The organism is Mongoliitalea lutea, from assembly GCF_014652135.1.
GTDB classification, from domain to species: domain Bacteria; phylum Bacteroidota; class Bacteroidia; order Cytophagales; family Cyclobacteriaceae; genus Mongoliitalea; species Mongoliitalea lutea.
In genome coordinates this window covers 1-17,175 of the sequence record NZ_BMYF01000001.1, presented here as the reverse complement: position 1 = coordinate 17,175, position 17,175 = coordinate 1, and the positions used below count along the sequence as shown (strand labels likewise).

Annotated in this window: 13 protein-coding genes; 6 read left to right on the top strand and 7 right to left on the bottom strand. The window is 39.1% G+C overall.

The window, feature by feature from the left end; genetic code table 11:
* Nucleotides 1–323: 323 nt before the first annotated feature.
* Both gyrB and ppk1 read left to right on the top strand, forming a co-directional pair.
* Nucleotides 324–2,282: a DNA topoisomerase (ATP-hydrolyzing) subunit B gene (gene gyrB / locus IE080_RS00065; RefSeq protein WP_189578181.1), complete on the top strand. Its 1,959-nt coding sequence runs from the start codon at nt 324–326 to the stop codon at nt 2,280–2,282.
* Between the two features lie 99 nt (nt 2,283–2,381).
* A complete protein-coding gene (ppk1, locus tag IE080_RS00060; protein WP_189578179.1) occupies nt 2,382–4,526 on the top strand; it encodes a polyphosphate kinase 1 in 2,145 nt (714 codons plus the stop codon).
* Nucleotides 4,527–4,608: 82 nt separating this feature from the next.
* Here the strand turns inward: ppk1 and IE080_RS00055 are convergent, their stop codons facing one another.
* From IE080_RS00055 to IE080_RS00045, 3 genes are all read right to left on the bottom strand, one after another.
* Nucleotides 4,609–5,514: a Ppx/GppA phosphatase family protein gene (locus IE080_RS00055; protein ID WP_189578177.1), complete on the bottom strand. Its 906-nt coding sequence runs from the start codon at nt 5,512–5,514 to the stop codon at nt 4,609–4,611.
* An 89-nt stretch (nt 5,515–5,603) separates the two neighbouring features.
* Complete coding sequence (locus tag IE080_RS00050) at nt 5,604–6,581, bottom strand: TerC family protein (protein WP_189578175.1); 978 nt, start codon at nt 6,579–6,581, stop codon at nt 5,604–5,606.
* Nucleotides 6,582–6,645: 64 nt separating this feature from the next.
* Nucleotides 6,646–6,927: a YidH family protein gene (locus IE080_RS00045; RefSeq protein ID WP_189578173.1), complete on the bottom strand. Its 282-nt coding sequence runs from the start codon at nt 6,925–6,927 to the stop codon at nt 6,646–6,648.
* 94 nt (nt 6,928–7,021) lie between these two features.
* Here IE080_RS00045 and IE080_RS00040 point away from each other — a divergent pair, with 94 nt between their 5' ends.
* Entirely contained in the window at nt 7,022–7,504 is a 483-nt protein-coding gene (locus tag IE080_RS00040) for a deoxycytidylate deaminase (RefSeq protein ID WP_189578171.1), read from the top strand.
* Here the strand turns inward: IE080_RS00040 and murB are convergent.
* Entirely contained in the window at nt 7,501–8,517 is a 1,017-nt protein-coding gene (murB, locus tag IE080_RS00035) for a UDP-N-acetylmuramate dehydrogenase (protein WP_189578170.1), read from the bottom strand. The genes IE080_RS00040 and murB overlap by 4 nt on opposite strands.
* A gap of 68 nt (nt 8,518–8,585) precedes the next feature.
* On the opposite strand from murB, the gene IE080_RS00030 reads away from it, so the two are divergent.
* A complete protein-coding gene (locus IE080_RS00030) occupies nt 8,586–9,527 on the top strand; it encodes a succinylglutamate desuccinylase/aspartoacylase family protein (RefSeq protein WP_189578168.1) in 942 nt (313 codons plus the stop codon).
* A gap of 7 nt (nt 9,528–9,534) precedes the next feature.
* Here the strand turns inward: IE080_RS00030 and IE080_RS00025 are convergent, their stop codons facing one another.
* The 3 genes from IE080_RS00025 to tamL form a co-directional block, all read right to left on the bottom strand.
* Complete coding sequence (locus tag IE080_RS00025; protein ID WP_229800430.1) at nt 9,535–10,119, bottom strand: hypothetical protein; 585 nt, start codon at nt 10,117–10,119, stop codon at nt 9,535–9,537.
* Between the two features lie 151 nt (nt 10,120–10,270).
* Nucleotides 10,271–12,004 carry a phospho-sugar mutase gene (locus tag IE080_RS00020; protein ID WP_189578166.1) on the bottom strand — a complete coding sequence of 578 codons (1,734 nt, stop codon included), beginning with the start codon at nt 12,002–12,004 and terminating at the stop codon, nt 10,271–10,273.
* 97 nt (nt 12,005–12,101) lie between these two features.
* Nucleotides 12,102–14,483, bottom strand: coding sequence for a translocation and assembly module lipoprotein TamL (tamL, locus tag IE080_RS00015; protein WP_229800429.1), 2,382 nt, complete (start codon nt 14,481–14,483; stop codon nt 12,102–12,104).
* Between the two features lie 47 nt (nt 14,484–14,530).
* On the opposite strand from tamL, the gene IE080_RS00010 reads away from it, so the two are divergent.
* Complete coding sequence (locus IE080_RS00010) at nt 14,531–15,289, top strand: RNA methyltransferase (protein WP_189578162.1); 759 nt, start codon at nt 14,531–14,533, stop codon at nt 15,287–15,289.
* A 14-nt stretch (nt 15,290–15,303) separates the two neighbouring features.
* Nucleotides 15,304–16,284: a bile acid:sodium symporter family protein gene (locus IE080_RS00005; protein ID WP_189578160.1), complete on the top strand. Its 981-nt coding sequence runs from the start codon at nt 15,304–15,306 to the stop codon at nt 16,282–16,284.
* The last annotated feature ends 891 nt before the right edge of the window (nt 16,285–17,175 follow it).

Sequence of the window (17,175 nt, the reverse complement as noted above, 5' to 3'; positions counted from 1 at the left end):
GCCAGTAAAAGCTATCAGAATAATTTTTGTTTAACAAATAATACTAAAAGCTAAACAAAGGTATACAAACAGCTAAATTTCAGTTATGTAATGCTCGAAAAAGGTATCATTGAAATTATCGCATTCAATTAAAAATGGGTAAAAAACCAAATAAAATTCTATGGTAGAACACAGCAACCAAACCTTGCAAATGTAGCAATGTGATTACTTGGAATCACTTAAAATAACCCTGTGCCAAATGGTTTTTTTTGCGTATTATTACGGGTTAATTGAAGTAATTGGAAAACCTCTTTTTACATGTTAAAAGAGCATTTTAAAATCATATGAGCGAACAAAATGAAGGCAACCAGAAAGACTATGGAGCTAGTAATATCCAAGTCTTAGAAGGTTTAGAAGCAGTAAGAAAAAGACCCGCCATGTATATTGGCGATGTTGGAATCAAAGGATTACATCATTTAATTTGGGAAGTTGTCGATAACTCCATTGATGAGGCACTTGCAGGTCATTGCGATACCATTTATGTAACGGTCAACGAGGACAATTCCATCACTGTTGAGGACAATGGAAGGGGTATCCCTACGGATATGCACCCTAAAGAAAAAAAATCAGCTTTGGAGGTGGTAATGACCGTCCTACACGCTGGGGGTAAATTTGATAAAGACACCTATAAAGTATCCGGTGGTCTGCATGGAGTAGGGGTTTCCTGTGTAAATGCCTTGTCAACACTTTTAAAAGCTACAGTTCATCGTAATGGAAAAATCTTCGAACAAGAATATTCCATCGGTGTTCCTCAATATCCTGTAAGAGAAATTGGCACTACAGATAAGCGTGGCACTATTATTCAGTTTAAACCTGATTTAAGTATTTTCACCACTGGTGAATATAAATACGAAACTATTGCTACCCGTCTAAGGGAGTTAGCTTTCTTGAATGCCGGTATACATATTCATTTAAAAGATTTGCGTGAGAAAGAGGATGATGGTTCTTTCCGTTCTGATGTATTTTTCTCCGAAGGAGGTTTACAGGAATTTGTTCAATACTTAGATTCCACCCGCGAAAAAATCATCGAACTTCCAATCTACATCGATACGGAAAAGAATGGAGTTCCAGTCCAAGTTGCTTTAAGTTACAATAATTCTTACTCGGAGAATGTGGTTTCCTATGTGAATAATATCAATACACATGAAGGTGGAACACACGTTTCCGGTTTTAGAATGGCCTTGACGAGGACTTTGAAATCCTACGCCGATAAATCAGGCATGTTGGATAAGTTAAAAATAGACATTGCTGGTGATGACTTTAGAGAAGGATTGACTGCGGTTATATCTGTAAAAGTAGCAGAACCACAATTCGAAGGACAGACGAAAACCAAGCTTGGTAACTCTGATGTGCAAACTGCTGTGAATGCTGCTGTTTCAGAGACTTTACAGATTTGGTTGGAAGAACATCCAAAAGAATCCAAAATCATTGTTGGTAAGGTAGTCTTGGCTGCACAAGCAAGACATGCGGCAAGAAAAGCCCGCGAAATGGTGCAGCGTAAAAACGTACTTGGTGGGGGAGGTCTACCTGGAAAGTTGGCCGATTGTGCCAATTCTGATCCAACCGTTTGCGAATTGTACCTAGTAGAGGGTGACTCTGCGGGTGGGTCTGCAAAACAAGGTAGAGACCGTGATTTTCAGGCAATTTTACCATTAAAAGGAAAAATCCTGAATGTGGAAAAAGCGCATGAACACAAGATTTATGATAACGACGAAATCAAAAATATCCTTACGGCTCTTGGAGTAAAGTTTGGTACTGTCAATGATGAGAAGGAATTGGATTTATCCAATCTCCGCTACCATAAAATCATCATCATGACGGATGCTGATATTGACGGTTCGCATATCCGAACTTTGATCTTGACGTTGTTCTTCCGATACATGAAAACACTTATTGAGAAAGGCTATGTGTATATTGCACAGCCACCTTTGTATTTGCTTAAAAAGGGTAAAGATGAGCGTTACTGTTGGACGGAAGAAGAGCGTAAGCGTTTAATGACCGAAATGGCAGGAGAAGGAAAAGAGGAATCTGTTGGAATTCAGCGCTATAAAGGTTTGGGGGAAATGAATCCTGAGCAGCTATGGAGCACCACTATGGATCCGAACACGAGAACCTTAAAACAGGTAACGATTGAGTCAGCAGCAGAGGCTGACCACTTGTTCAGCATGTTGATGGGTGATGAAGTTGCCCCAAGAAGAGACTTCATCGAGCGGAATGCGAAGTACGCCAAGATCGATACATAAGATTTATAAAAAAGGGGCAGTAGCCCCTTTTTTTATTATTTTTTTATTGCTTAAACTTATAAAAATTTTCCTCGTGATAAGGATTGTATGGAAAACGTCATGGAAACTAAAACAATAACCCCTAGAGATAAATTTAACACCATTATCCAAAATTCGGATCTGGTCAGTAGAGACTTGAGTTGGCTAAAATTCAATGAACGCGTGCTTGATCAGTCGAAAAAAGAGTCTCGTTCTATTTTTGAGAAACTTAAGTTTTTGGCCATTACGGCTTCCAACTTGGATGAGTTTTTCATGATTCGGGTAGGTTCACTTTACAACTATTTGGATTATGATAAAGAGCGTGTGGACTATTCCGGTTTGAGGGAAGAGCCATTCAAGATGAAGCTGATGTTGGAATGCCAAAAATTCCATAAAGCCCAACAAGAACATTTTCAAAAGAATTTATTACCAAGCCTTCCAGAATTTGGCTTTATGCTGAGTAATGTGCGGAATCTACAGCCTTCAGAGCAGGAAATAATCCGTAATTACTTTATGAAGGCTGTATATCCCATGTTGACGCCTATGGTGTTTGATGGCTATCGTACCTTCCCAATTCTGATGAACAAGTTGTTGGTATTTGGGGTGGTAACCTTAGCTCCTGGGGACAAAAAAGAAAATCGTAAGCTTTCATTTGTGCAGATTCCTGCTAATATCCCACGATTCTTCGAGGTGGAGCGGGAAGATATGATGATTTATGTTCCAATAGAGGAAGTCATTCGAGAAAATATTATTTCACTTTTCCGCAATGTCAATATTGAGTCCATTAACCTTTTCAGGATTACGAGAAATGGGGATTTTACTCTAGAGGAATCGGAGGATATGGATGCAAACTTTTTGGAAGAAGTTAAAAGAAAGCTGAATGAGCGTAAGACCGGTAGGGTAGTAAGGATAGAAATTGAAGAAGGCTATTCCAAATGGATGATTAACCTCTTGAAGGAACGTTGGAATATTTTGGATGATAGTATTTTCAAGGTGGAGCGAGCTAGTATGATGGATTTCACGGGTTTATGGCAAATGATCGGCAACAGACGCTTTAAAGACAAATTGCCACAAATGCCTTCGCCTGTTCCTCCAGTTTCCTATCCGGAAGATGGTACAGATGATATCTTTCATGTATTAAAAGGTCGGGATATCCTGCTGCATCATCCGTACAACAATATTGATCCAATCTTAGAATTGATCGAAATGGCAGCGGATGACCCAAATGTGATGGCGATCAAAATGACCATCTACCGCTTGGCCAAAGATTCTAGAATTACCAAGGCCTTGCTCCGAGCTGCTGAAAGCGGTAAACATGTGTCCGTACTTTTCGAGGTCAAGGCAAGATTTGATGAGGAAAACAATATCCGAGAGGCGAAGAAACTCCAAAAGGCGGGTTGCTTTGTGATTTATGGAATATCCAACCTGAAAACACATACCAAACTTTTATTGATTGTCAAAAAAGATGAAAATTATGTCAAAAGATACGTACATCTAGGTTCAGGGAATTATAATGAGGATACAGCCCGTTTGTATACAGATATTGGATTATTGACAACAAATGAAACCTTGGCCAATGATGTATCTGAATTCTTCAATGTTATCACAGGTCATTCCATGCCTACAACGTATCAAAATCTAATCACCGCTCCTCGGGATATGCGGAATCAGCTGATTGAATTTATCGAAACTGAAGCAGAAAATGCTAGGAATGGTCTTCCTTCGGGAATTTTCATCAAGGTCAATTCATTGGAAGATTCAGAAATTATTTACGCTCTGTATCGTGCTTCCCAATCAGGAGTTCCTGTGAAGTTAATCATTCGAGGAATTTGCTGTTTAAGACCCGGAAGAAAAGGCCTCAGTGAAAATATTGAGGTTTTATCTATCGTAGGGGATTTCTTGGAACACTCTAGAATCTATCATTTCCATAATAATGGAACTACCAGAACCTATGCTGGAAGTGCAGATATGATGGTGCGTAGCTTTGATAAGCGATTGGAGTCACTCTTTAGAATTGAGGACCCTTTATTGGAAAAACAGCTGATGAATATTTTGGCATTCAACCTGAAGGATAATGTTAACTCATATATTATGCAGGAGGATGGAACCTATGTGCCCAAGCAGCCTAAGGAAGGTGAAGCAATCTTCAATATCCACCAAGAGTTTTTTAACCTCAAACTCGATGATGTTAAAAATGTCAAACTAGTAGATGTTTCCGTGGCATAGAAACCTTAAAAAATGCTTTTAAAAATTCTCCTGATAAGCTGTTAAATTCTCGAGACAGAACTCAATCGCTTATCAGGATTTTTTATTTGATTATAGATTTTTGAGCATTCAATTTCTTTAGGTTTTTTTCGTATAATACTTGCATTAAACCATCTTTCAATCCCACATCAGGAACCAGCATTTTGGAAGATGCAGCAGCCTTCATTGCGCTCAGATAAATGGTAGAAGCAGGGATGATGACGTCCGCTCGGTCATGATTTAAGTTCAGTTTATTTACACGCTCTTCGTAAGAAAAAGAGGCCAAATATTGCTGAATCTCTTCAATCTTTTTGATGGTCAAAAATTCTTTATTCTTCCGTGGATTGGAAAGTTCAAAAATCTTGGCAATGTTTCCACCTGTACCAATAGATACAACTTTATCTTTTGGTTGGATATGTTCATGAATAAAATCCTTCATGTGTTTCCAGGTAGATGGGTGTACAATATCTTCCATGGCTCGAACAGAGCCTATTTTAAAGGATTTGGCGGCTACTTTTTGCTTGTTTTTGTAAATGTTTAATTCCGTACTACCACCCCCCACATCAATATGTAAATAGGCCTGCTCATCAAGGTAACTTTTTAAAGCCAAATTAATCATTTCAGCCTCTTGATTTCCATCGATAATATGGATTTTGAGCCCGATATCTTCCTTGACTTCATGAGCGATATCTCTTCCATTTTCTGATTCCCGCATCGCAGAGGTAGCACAGACCATGTAATCATCTACCTCATACAGGTCAATCAGTAACTTGAAGGCTTTCATCAATTTGACAAATTTCCTTCGATTGGTGTCACTGATTCTTTTGGTATGAAATACATCAATTCCCAGACGTAGGGGAAAACGTAGGTATTCAAGCTTTTTAAAGTTGATTTGTCCTTCAAATTGGGTAACGTTGGTGATTTGGAGCCGGATGGCATTGGACCCAATATCTACAGCAGCAAGTCTCAAATAGGTTTTTGGTTGGTGAATGATTGTTTAATCTACTAATTTAATCGAATAAATGGAAATTTTGAGGCATAAATGCGCTCATTTACTATCTATGCTTTTTCCGCTTTAAACTTTCTCAAAGAAAAAACAATGCTCAAAAAGAGTACAATCCCTACCACGGCCAATGATATTGGGGAAGGCACATGATAAATAGCTGAAAGAATCATTTTTAAACCGATAAAGCTCAGAATGAATGCCAATCCATATTTCAGGTAGTGGAACATTTCAAACGTATTGGCCAGTAAAAAATATAAGGCCCTTAAGCCCAAAATGGCAAAAATATTTGAAGTATATAGAATGATCGGATCATCAGAAATGGCGAAAATAGCGGGAATAGAATCTACTGCAAATAACAAATCAGTAAACTCCACTACTGCCACGACTACCAATAATTGGGTAGCCATGCGTTTCCCATTGATTTTTACAAAGAAATTTCCTCCATGATACTTGGGGTCTACCCGGAATAACTGATGAATCAATCGGGTGCCTAGTGATTTGGAAAAATCCTTTTGTTCATCTTCCTCCTCAACCTTAAAAGATTTAATTCCTGCAATTAGCAAGAAAATCCCAAAGAGCGTCATGACTACATTCAGATTCACTTCTAATGACCCAAGAAAAAAGGTGGGTAAATAGGTTAAGCTGATGATTTTTACACCGGCAAAGATGAAAATCGCACGCATGACAATTGCACCTAAAATCCCGTAAAACAAAACCTTATGATGGTATTTATCAGGAACTTTGAAGTAGCGGAATATCAGGATAAATACAAAAAGGTTATCTACCGACAAGGCCTTTTCAATCAAAAAAGCGGAATAATATTGAGTGGCTTTTTCCCCTCCAAAATCGAGGTAGACATAAACTCCAAATAAAAGACCAATGCTGATCCATACCACAGACCAATTGAAGGCTTCCTTAGTGGAAACCTTGTGGTCTTCTTTGTTAAACACATAAAGATCAAGTCCTAGTAAGGCTATGATAACCAAACCAAAACCAATCAGCACATAACCTTCTTCTTGTAGGTAATTCAAGTGGGTGTGAATTAGGATGAAAACTGCTGCAAATTTGAGCTATTTTATCGATAATTCACTATGCTCACATTTTTTGATAATAATGTTTTTTCAGTTTTCGCTTGACCCTGTAATAGGTGAAAAAACCTAGGATAAACATCCCTATGCTCAATCCAAAAGAAACATATCCCAACTCTCTTACATGGTCTAGAGCCTGCACTTCAAATAAGGCAGTTCCAGAAACCAAAAAATACAAGGCAGTTCGGATATAGGATAATAAGGTTCTGTCATTGGCTAGGTAGGTCCGCTGACGGGCCAAATAATCCCGTACAATCAATTCTTCGTCAGTAAAGTTTTCTTTTGACATAATTCTAGTTGTTTTGCTGCAAACTTACGTATTTTTGAAGGCATAAAAGGTGATATTGATTACCTTTTAAGGATTTACTCAGGAGATAGTACGCATGGATAGACCACATTTTGACGATATTTTTATGGAATTGGCAGTGAATTTGGCCAAGCGTTCACACTGCATCAAAAAACATGTAGGGGCAGTTTTGACCAAAGAAACACGGATTATTTCTATTGGATACAATGGTCCACCTGCAGGTACTCATAACTGTGATGTTGAATTTCCCGATACAGGATGCGCACGGGATAGTAAGGGAAGTTGTACCTTAGCGATTCATGCTGAGCAGAATGCGATTTTATATGCGGTAAAAAATAATGCTTCTGTGGATGGCTCTACATTGTATGTAACACTGGCACCTTGTTTGGCTTGTGCCCGAATTATCTACAGTATGGGGATTGTTAAGGTGATTTACCTCTATTCCTACGCTGAATACAAAGGGTTACCAACAGATGAGGGCATTGATTTCTTAAGCAAATTTGGTGTAGAGGTGGTGAAATATTCAAAAACCATTGCCTTTGAAGATCCATTGATTTAAATAAAATTTACCTCTGGGTGTAGCATAATCCCGAATTTTCCGAAAACCGATGCTTGGATGTCCTTGCTGAGTTGAACGATTGCTTTGCCTTCTCCACCACCAAAATTCACCAAAACCAAAGGCTGATCCTTGTGAACCCCAATAGGGCCGAATACTTTCCCTTTCCAACCACATTGCTGAATCAACCAAGCAGCAGGAATTTTCACCCCTTGCTCAGTAGGAAAGGAAGGGATATCAGGATAAGACTTTTGTAACTGCTGAAATTGATGGCTGTATATCGTAGGATTTTTAAAAAAGCTTCCCGCATTTCCAATCACTTTAGGATCTGGCAATTTAGAAGAGCGAATTTCAATTACTGCATTACTAATATCCTGTATTGTAGGTGTTTTAATACCTTTTGTTTCAAGTGTAGCTTGAATAGCTCCATAGGAGGTATGGAGTGGATGATTTTGCTTGGTTAATTTAAACTGAACCGATAAAATGATGTATTTATCCTTATGGGTATTTTTAAAAATGCTTTCTCTATATCCAAACTGACAAGCTTCCGAATCGAAGACTTCCACAGTTAACGATTCGCGATTAAGCGCTTGTAACGAAATGAAGCTGTCTTTAATTTCTACTCCGTAGGCACCGATATTTTGCATGGGCGAGGCACCGACGGTTCCAGGGATAAGGGACAAATTCTCCAGTCCACCCCAATTATTTTCCAAGCAGTGCATGACAAATGCATGCCAATTTTCGCCGGCACCAGCTTCTACCCACACATGATTCTCATCTTCTTGTAATATCTCGATGCCCCTTAATTGATTGAACAATACCAAGCCGTCCCAATCTGCTGTCAATAAAATATTACTACCACCTCCAAGTATGAGTACATTCAGGGCATGTGTTTTTGCGTAATGAAGTCCATTTCTCAATTCTTCCAAAGTATTTACCACATAAAAAAAACGTGCTTTTTTATCGATTCCAAAGGTATTGTAGGGTTGTAGAGAAATGTTTTCTTGTATATTCATGCTGGAAAATTTACTCATGCGAATTAAGCAAGAATTTGACCAAAATCCGAAACCTAAGTAAAGACTGTATGAAAGAAATGGTAATCAATGGGGTAAAAATCAGGCCCGGCCAAAGCATTCAAATAGATATTGCCATCGCACGACTGCCAACGCATACCTTGATTGATTTACCTATTTTCATCCATCGTGCCAAAGAGGACGGTCCTACGGTATTGATTTCAGGAGGAGTTCATGGGGACGAAATCAATGGGATTGTCGCTGTCAAAAAGTTTTTGGAAGAGCCTGACTTGGAACTTATCAAAGGAACTGTGATTTTCATTCCTTTGGTGAATGTTTACGGGTTTTTGAGTAATTCACGTACTTTTCCAGATGGAAGGGACTTAAATAGAAGCTTCCCCGGAAGTAAAAAGGGGAGTTTGGCATCTCAAATCGCCTATATCTTAACCAATGAAATCATTCCGTTGATTGATTATGGAATAGATTTTCATACAGGTGGAAGAATGTTGTCAAATTATCCCCAAATCAGAGTTGATTATAAGGATAAAATGGGCTTTGAATTGGCTAAGGCCTTTGGTACACACTTTATCCTCAATTCAGCACATATTGATAAATCCTTCCGAAAAGAAGCTTACAAGCGTAGAAAGTCGATTATGGTATATGAGGGAGGGGAATCCATGAGACTTGATGCTTATGCAGTAGAAGAAGCAGTCAACGGAAGTAAGCGCCTATTGGCTCATTTAGGGATGATAGCAAGCAATGGACTTGAAAGTAAAAATACTATTGTACTTTCAGACAGTTCCTGGACAAGAGCCAAAGTATCAGGGATTTTTACCTCATCTGTTGAATTGGGGAATGAAGTAAAAAAGGGTCAGATATTGGCTAAAATATCAGACCCTTTTGGGAAAGTTCGTGTGCCTATCAAGGCAAGTTTCAATGGTTATATCGTAGGCTTAAACAATAATCCCGTAGTGAACGCAGGCGATGCACTAGTTCACATTGGCAGAATTTAGCCTGCTATTAGATATTTTCAACAAAGTTGGGCAAGAAGAATCTACCATTGGTGATTTGGATGGTTCTTCGCTGATTCAATGGCCTATCATCTTCCATATCAACTAAAACGCCATCAAATACACCCGTTGTGCCTTCAGCAGAGAAGTCTACTAAACGAATGGAAGCATTTTCGGGTGTTCCAGGATTTAATGATTCCAAATTTAATGCACCCCATGCTTTACCATTTTCATCTAGGTAAAAGAATGCAATAGATGGGGAGGTAACGCTATTGACTACTATGGGTACCTGCATTTGATAAGTAAATCCTAGCTCCAATCGTTCGATTGTTCTCAAGGCGATTACTATTGCATTTCTCTCAGTATTATTTCCTGTGACCATAGTCCATGTAGTGAGTCGAATATTGTTCTGACTATCATCAATGAACACAATATTAGCATCACGATTCGCACGGTGATTTTTTTCTACGCCATCTACGCTAAAGCTGTAGAAGTAATCCGGCCGATCGTCTTCACGGTCGCAAGCAGAGTTGAATAAAAGGATGATTCCAAGAAATAGGAGGGGTAAATAATTTTTCATAAGCGTACTCTTCATAGATTAGGTCTTTATTTGTTTCAATAGACCCCTCGCAAAAATATTCTATTTTTTTGCAACTAGCACACTTAACAACTAATAAAGTTGAAGGGAAACAAAAAAAATGACACCTTGAATAAGGTGCCATTTCTTCATAATGTAGTGTAAGCTTTTAGCTGAAATAGCTTTTCAACTTGTTGATTCTTCCTTCCAAGGATGCTTCTACTGTTTCATAGGCCTCCCTATTTTCCACAGGAGCATTTACAGAGAAATAATACTTGATTTTTGGTTCGGTACCGGATGGTCTTGCAGAAATTTTGCTTCCATCTTCTAAGTAAAACTGAATTACATTGGATTTATCCATTTTCAATTCCGTTTCGGTTCCGTTGACTGTATCGAATATTTTACTTTCCTTGACATCCACAACTTTTACTACAGGAATACCTGCCATCTCCGTAGGTCTATTGGTTCGGAAGCCAGCCATCAACGCTTGGATTTGTTCGGCACCGTCTTTTCCTTTCTTGGTCACGGAAATCAACGATTCCTTGTAGAAACCAAATTTGGTATAAATCTCAGCCAATACATCTCTTACAGACATTCCTTTGGATTTGTAATAGGCGACAATTTCAGCGACCATCGCACAGGCAGAAACGCCATCCTTATCACGTACAAAATCACCTACTAAGTACCCATAGCTTTCTTCACCACCACCAATATAGGTTGCTTTTCCCTCTAAGTTTCGAATAACTTCTGCAATATTTTTGAATCCTGTCAATACAGAATAGCAGGTAACTCCAAAGCCTTTACAGATTTCGTCAATAAGTTCGGTAGTTACAATGGTGTTGACCAGGAACTGATTTCCATCCAATTTTCCTTGCTCTTTCCACTTGCTCAACAGATAATATGTCAATAAAGAACCTGTTTGGTTACCATTTAATAACTCATAACCTCCTTTTCCATCAGGTACGCAAGCTGCATAGCGGTCACCATCTGGGTCACAGGCCAACACCAACTCAGCCCCAACTTCTTTACCCAAAGCTAATGCCATGGTCAAGGCTTCTGCTTCTTCAGGATTTGGATAGATTACGGTAGGGAAGGTACCATCGGGTTCGGCCTGTTCTTTGACCACATGCACATTTTCAAAACCAAATGCCTTTAAAGCAGCAGGCACCATTTTACCCGAAGCTCCGTGGATCGGAGAGAATACAATAGGCATAGATTTATTAGCCTGTATAGCATCTGAAGATAGACTTAATCCCTGAACTAGATTCAAATAAATTGCATCAAAGTCAGACTCTATATATTCTAACAATGCATCATTTTTATTCCAATTCACATCGTCTACAGATGTAATTTTCTGTACCTCAGCGATGATGTTTTTATCATGAGGAGCGACTACTTGCCCTCCATCGTTCCAATAGGCCTTGTAGCCATTGTATTCTTTTGGGTTGTGGGAAGCAGTGACCATTACACCACTTTTGCAGCTAAAATGACGGATAGCAAAAGAAAGCATGGGAGTAGGACGCATTTCACGGAAGTACTTCACTCGAATACCATTGGCAGTGAAAACATTGGCAGTAGTTTCCGCAAAAAGCGTATTGTTGATACGGCAGTCATGGGTGATTGCAACAGCAATATCCTCTCCTGGAAAGCTTTTTAAGAGGTAATTCGCAAGGCCTTGGGTAGCCATAGCAACGGTGTACACATTCATGCGGTTAGAGCCCACACCCATAATGCCTCTCAAACCTCCCGTACCAAACTCAAGTTCGGTGTAAAAGGAATCGACTAACTCAGTCGGGTCTTCGGACGCTAGCAAGGAACTGATTTGTGCCTTACTGTTTTCGTCAATGTTGCTATTCAGCCAAGATTCGGCTTTTGCGATGATCTTTGGATCTACTGTTGTCATTGTTTAGAAAAAGTTTTTGGTTGAAGTTTCTAAATTATACAATTTGATTAAATATTGCCACGTCAAGAAGAGAATATGCAGTTTCTTACCAAAGAATTTAAAAAGGATATCCAATTCCTATGTTGAATACGGCATTGCTTCTTCCCAATCGGGAAGTAAAAAACTCATTCAAGACAAATCGCTGCCCAATTTCTCTTGCTGGGTCTATAGCTTTGATACCCAAATCCAAACGCAGGACTAAAAAGTCAAAATCCATACGAAGCCCCAGTCCTGTACCTACGGCCAATTCCCTGTAGAATCTATTTAACTCAAAATTTGCCCCAGGTCGGGTAGGGTCCTCCAAAAAGGTCCATGAGTTACCGATATCCACAAAAAAAGCTCCGTCAAAGTACCCATAAATCTTTGAACGTAATTCAAACATACCTTCGAATAGGATATCTCCTGGTTGCTCAAATCGGTAATCAAACAAGCCATTTTCTAAGAGGGGAGGAGTAAAAGAACCTGGCCCCAACCGTCGTGGCTGCCATGCACGGATACCTGTACTACCACCTGCAAAGAAATATTTTTCGTAAGGCAATATTCCATTACTGACACCATATGGCCTAGCCAAACCCAAATTAAGTCGGTAAGCAAATGTTTGTTCTCTTGTCAGAGGAATATATCTTCTGAAATCTGCCTGAAACTTCAAAAATTGGAAATAGGCCAAATTCCTTTCCTCCACAAAACTATTATTAACCAAATTCAAGGTGGAACCGCCGCTTTCTGCAAATAGCCGTAATAAAGAGGCTTTGTTCCGCTGAAAAGCGCCGTATTGATTAAAATTAATGATTACCTGTCCCGAAATACTCGACACATAGGATGGGAGGAAAGAATTGATCAGGTTATTTCCCTGATTTTGTAAATTTTCCAGTATTTCCCGGAAATCATTGCTGAGATTAGAACGGATAAAGTTGGCATCCAGCACATTGAAGGTATATTGCTGCCGTAGGTTACGTGTATTCCAATTATAACTCAAGACTCCATTTACACTTTCCCGAATGTACTCAGGTCGGTCCACATAATTATAACCAATCAGCGTTCGTGTTCTTGGGTTGAATCTACCATATTTATCAAGGGAATTACTGGAAAATGGAAATAGAAATTGAGGAAAAATGATGGATGCAGAGGTATTCAGTTCTCGGCTTCGGAAAACCCCGCCTTCTCCGGTTGCAGAAACCACCCCTTCCAAACCAGCGCGGAAGAAAAACTCAAATATTTCGGCACCCCTGAAAAGGTTTCTGTTTCTCAGGGAATGTGAAAAGAACGGTCCCGGTACCTGTTCGGTGATACTTGCTCCCAATTGATTGGTAATTTGATACTTTTGGTTAGGTTGGGTGAAAATTCTGGGTCTTAAAACATCCCCTAAAGTATCAAATGCAATATTAACAAACCGAAATAAGTCTAAGTTGGCCAACTGCCGCTGTGTTTCGATCACATTGGTTTTATTGTACAAATCCCCTTTGTTTAGAAAGATACGGGAGGAGATAATTTTTTCAGAGTATTTATCATCATACAATTCAAAATTCACATCCCGATACTTGGTACGCTGAGTGTTTCTAAACAAGACATTTTCAGGAGCATCCAAGGAAAAGTAAATGGAGTCGAGCACAAAAACCTGATGCTTGTCTGCATAAATTGGCTTGCGGATGATTTGCTCAATATTGACCACATGAGAAACGGTGTCCTTATACACATTGTATTCAATGTAAGAGCGGGTAAACGTATAAAAACCATTGTCTTTTAATAAATCTTCTACCCGCTGACGTTCTTTGGTCAGATTGCTTTGTGCGTAGGAGGTTCCAGATGTGATAAAGGAATTTTGGTTTCTAGCCGTTAATAACCTGTAAATGTCTTCATTGTCTGATCGTGTGTAAAAGGAGTCAATTTTGTAGACTGCATTTTCTGAAATTAAATAGTCTACAACAGCTTTTTTCCCCTGTTTACGGACAATAAAATCAGTTTGTGCATCAAAAAAACCATTGTTTTGAAGATAATATAGCATTTGCCTGCTTGATTCAGCCGTGGTCATGGAATCGTAGACAACGCGTGGATTACCCGTCCGCATAAAGAAATTTCCATAGCTGAGCTTTTTCTCCAAAGATGCAAGGTTGTTGTTGATTTTGATAAATCGGCGTTGTTCCTTCCTGTCCCAAACAACAGTATCTCTTTTGGCCAAAAGAGTTCTGCGTTCTTGCTGAAAGTTATCCCGCCGGATTTCATGCTTGGCACTATCAAATATGGATAAGCCAAAATTATAAATAGAAACTCCTGCGGAAGTACCCAACAAAGGAATCGTGGTATTCGGTTGTTGCCTGATGAGGTTATTAAGCGCTCCTTTGTCTGCTTCATTGATGCCTTTAACATTCGTTTTTGTAAGCAAATATTCCCCTTCCTTGAGTCCACGTGTCAATGAACAGGAAGAAAATAAAAGTACAAGCAAGAGAAAGTTTATATATTTGGCTTTGATCACAACGAGGCAATTACCGAATGCTCAGCAAAAATACGCTTAAGTTTATTAAATCCTTACACCAAAAAAAATTCCGCAAACAGGAGCAGTCTTTTTTTGTGGAAGGTAGCAAAAATGTCACAGAATTGTTGCTTTCAGATTACGAAATCAGCCATTTACTGGTCACGGAGAAATTTGAAGGCGACTATGATAGATTACTGAGACAATCCAATGCTCAAGTGATTCCTGTAAAGAATCAGGAATTGGTTGCAGCAGGAACTTTTCAAAGCAATGATGCTGCCTTAGCTGTCGCCAAAGTCAAGACTAATCAAGCCTTCGGGATAGATGCGAATGAATGGGCAATTGCTTTGGACGATGTTCGTGATCCTGGGAATCTGGGAACGATTATTCGCATCGCAGATTGGTATGGAATCAAAAAAATCCTTTTATCAGAAGAATCCGCTGACTTCTACAACCCTAAAGTGCTGAATGCAAGCATGGGATCATTTACACGGGTGCAGGTACATTATTGTGATATGACAAGCTATTTGCAATCGTTAAAACTGCCTGTCTATGGAGCTTTTTTGGATGGTAGTTCTATATATGAAGCAAGTCTTCCTGAAGCAGGCATTCTGTTGATGGGTAATGAATCTCAGGGGATCTCAAAAGCGGTAGAAAAGTTTGTTACGAATAAGATTAAAATCCCAGCCTTTGGCAAGGCTGAGTCCTTAAATGTTGCCATAGCCACCGCTGTGTGTTGCGATAACATCCGAAGACAACAAGTTCCCAATCAACGCTAATCGAAGGAAAAGGAATGTCCAAAATCAGAAATACACTTACCAAAGTCGGTATCAATAATTTTTTCTTTTTGCTGGTAGGAATGATTATACTAGCAAAGTTCTTTCCACAATGGGGGACAAGTAATGGACCATTGCCATTGAAGGAAATTACCGCAGTCGGTATATCAGTGATATTCTTCTTTTATGGGGTCAAACTCAGTCCTCAAAAGCTTATGGAAGGTCTTAAAAACTGGAAGTTACATATCCTTATTCAGGCAACCACATTCCTGATTTTCCCTGTGTTTATTTTGCTATTGTATCAAATTTTCGGAGATGATAGTAATTATTTTTGGCTGGGAACTTTTTATTTAGCAGCTTTACCTTCAACAGTTTCTTCATCCGTGGTGATGGTATCCATAGCAGGAGGAAATCTTCCGGCTGCCATTTTCAATGCCAGCATTTCTAGCATGGTAGGAATTTTCATTACGCCTGTCTGGATGGATGTGATGCTTCCTGAAACGGCTGTAGCTTTTGACTTGACGGATACCTTTATCAAATTGAGTTTACAGGTTTTATTCCCTGTCATCATTGGTTTGTTTATGCATCAATACTTGATTGGTTTTGTCAATAAATTTTCCCAAGCCTTAAAAAACTTTGATCAGGGAATTATATTGTTGATCATTTTTACTGCTTTTGCTGAGTCATTTGCCGAGAAAATGTTTGACGGCCACAGTGCGGCAACTATCATAGGACTGGGAGGATTGATGTTACTATTGTTTATATTGATGGCTTTGGCTATGTGGGGCTTATCCTATGCTTTGAAGTTTTCCCGAGAAGATACCATCACTGTGGTATTCTGTGGAAGTAAAAAATCCTTGGTTCAGGGAGCTGTCATGGGTAGAGTCATGTTTCCTGACCCCGTGATGTTCGGTCTGATTTTGCTTCCGCTGATGATTTATCATGCTTTGCAATTGATGGCTGGTTCGGCATTAGCGCAGAAGTTGAGATTAGAGTAGGACAAAAGTACCAAGTACTATGTACAAAGTACCAAGTACTAAGTACCAAGTAGGGAGCTGTTCGAGATTTGAAATCTCGAACAAGAGATCATGAGGATTTATAATCCTCTAGGGGGATTGAGTAATGAAAGAGAGGAAAAATGTTGAATGATGAACGCCAAACGCCGAATTTCGAATGTTTTTAGAGTAGTAAATAGGATTATAGAAAATCAACAAGCAAAACCATTTATTAACTACTGAGTNTCAGCCTCCAAGAACGAGCTATTCAAGATTTGCAATCTTGTACAATAGATAATGAGGATTTGTAATCCTCTAGGGAGATTGAATAAGGAAAGAGAGAAAAAATGTCGAATGATGAACGTCAAACGCCGAATTTCGAATGTTTTTAGGGTAGTAAATTGTATTATAGAAAATCAACAAGTAAAACCATTTATTAACTACTGAGTCAAGCCATGGACCGTGGACAGTTAGCAGTGAAACTCTTAATGCAGGCTTCGACTCCGCTCAGCCTCCAAGAACGAGCTATTCAAGATTTGCAATCTTGTACAATAGATAATGAGGATTTGTAATCCTCTAGGGAGATTGAATAAGGAAAGAGAGAAAAAATGTCGAATGATGAACGTCAAACGCCGAATTTCGAATGTTTTTAGAGTAGTAAATTGGATTATAGAAAATCAACAAGTAAAACCATTTATTAACTACTGAGCCAAGCCATGGACCGTGGACAGTCAGCAGTGAAACTCTTAATGCAGGCTTCGACTCCGCTCAGCCTCCAAGAACGAGCTGTTCAAGATTTGCAATCTTGTACAATAGGTAATGAGGATTTGTAATCCTCTAGGGGGATTGAGTAATGAAAGAGAGGAAAAATGTTGAATGATGAACGCCAAACGC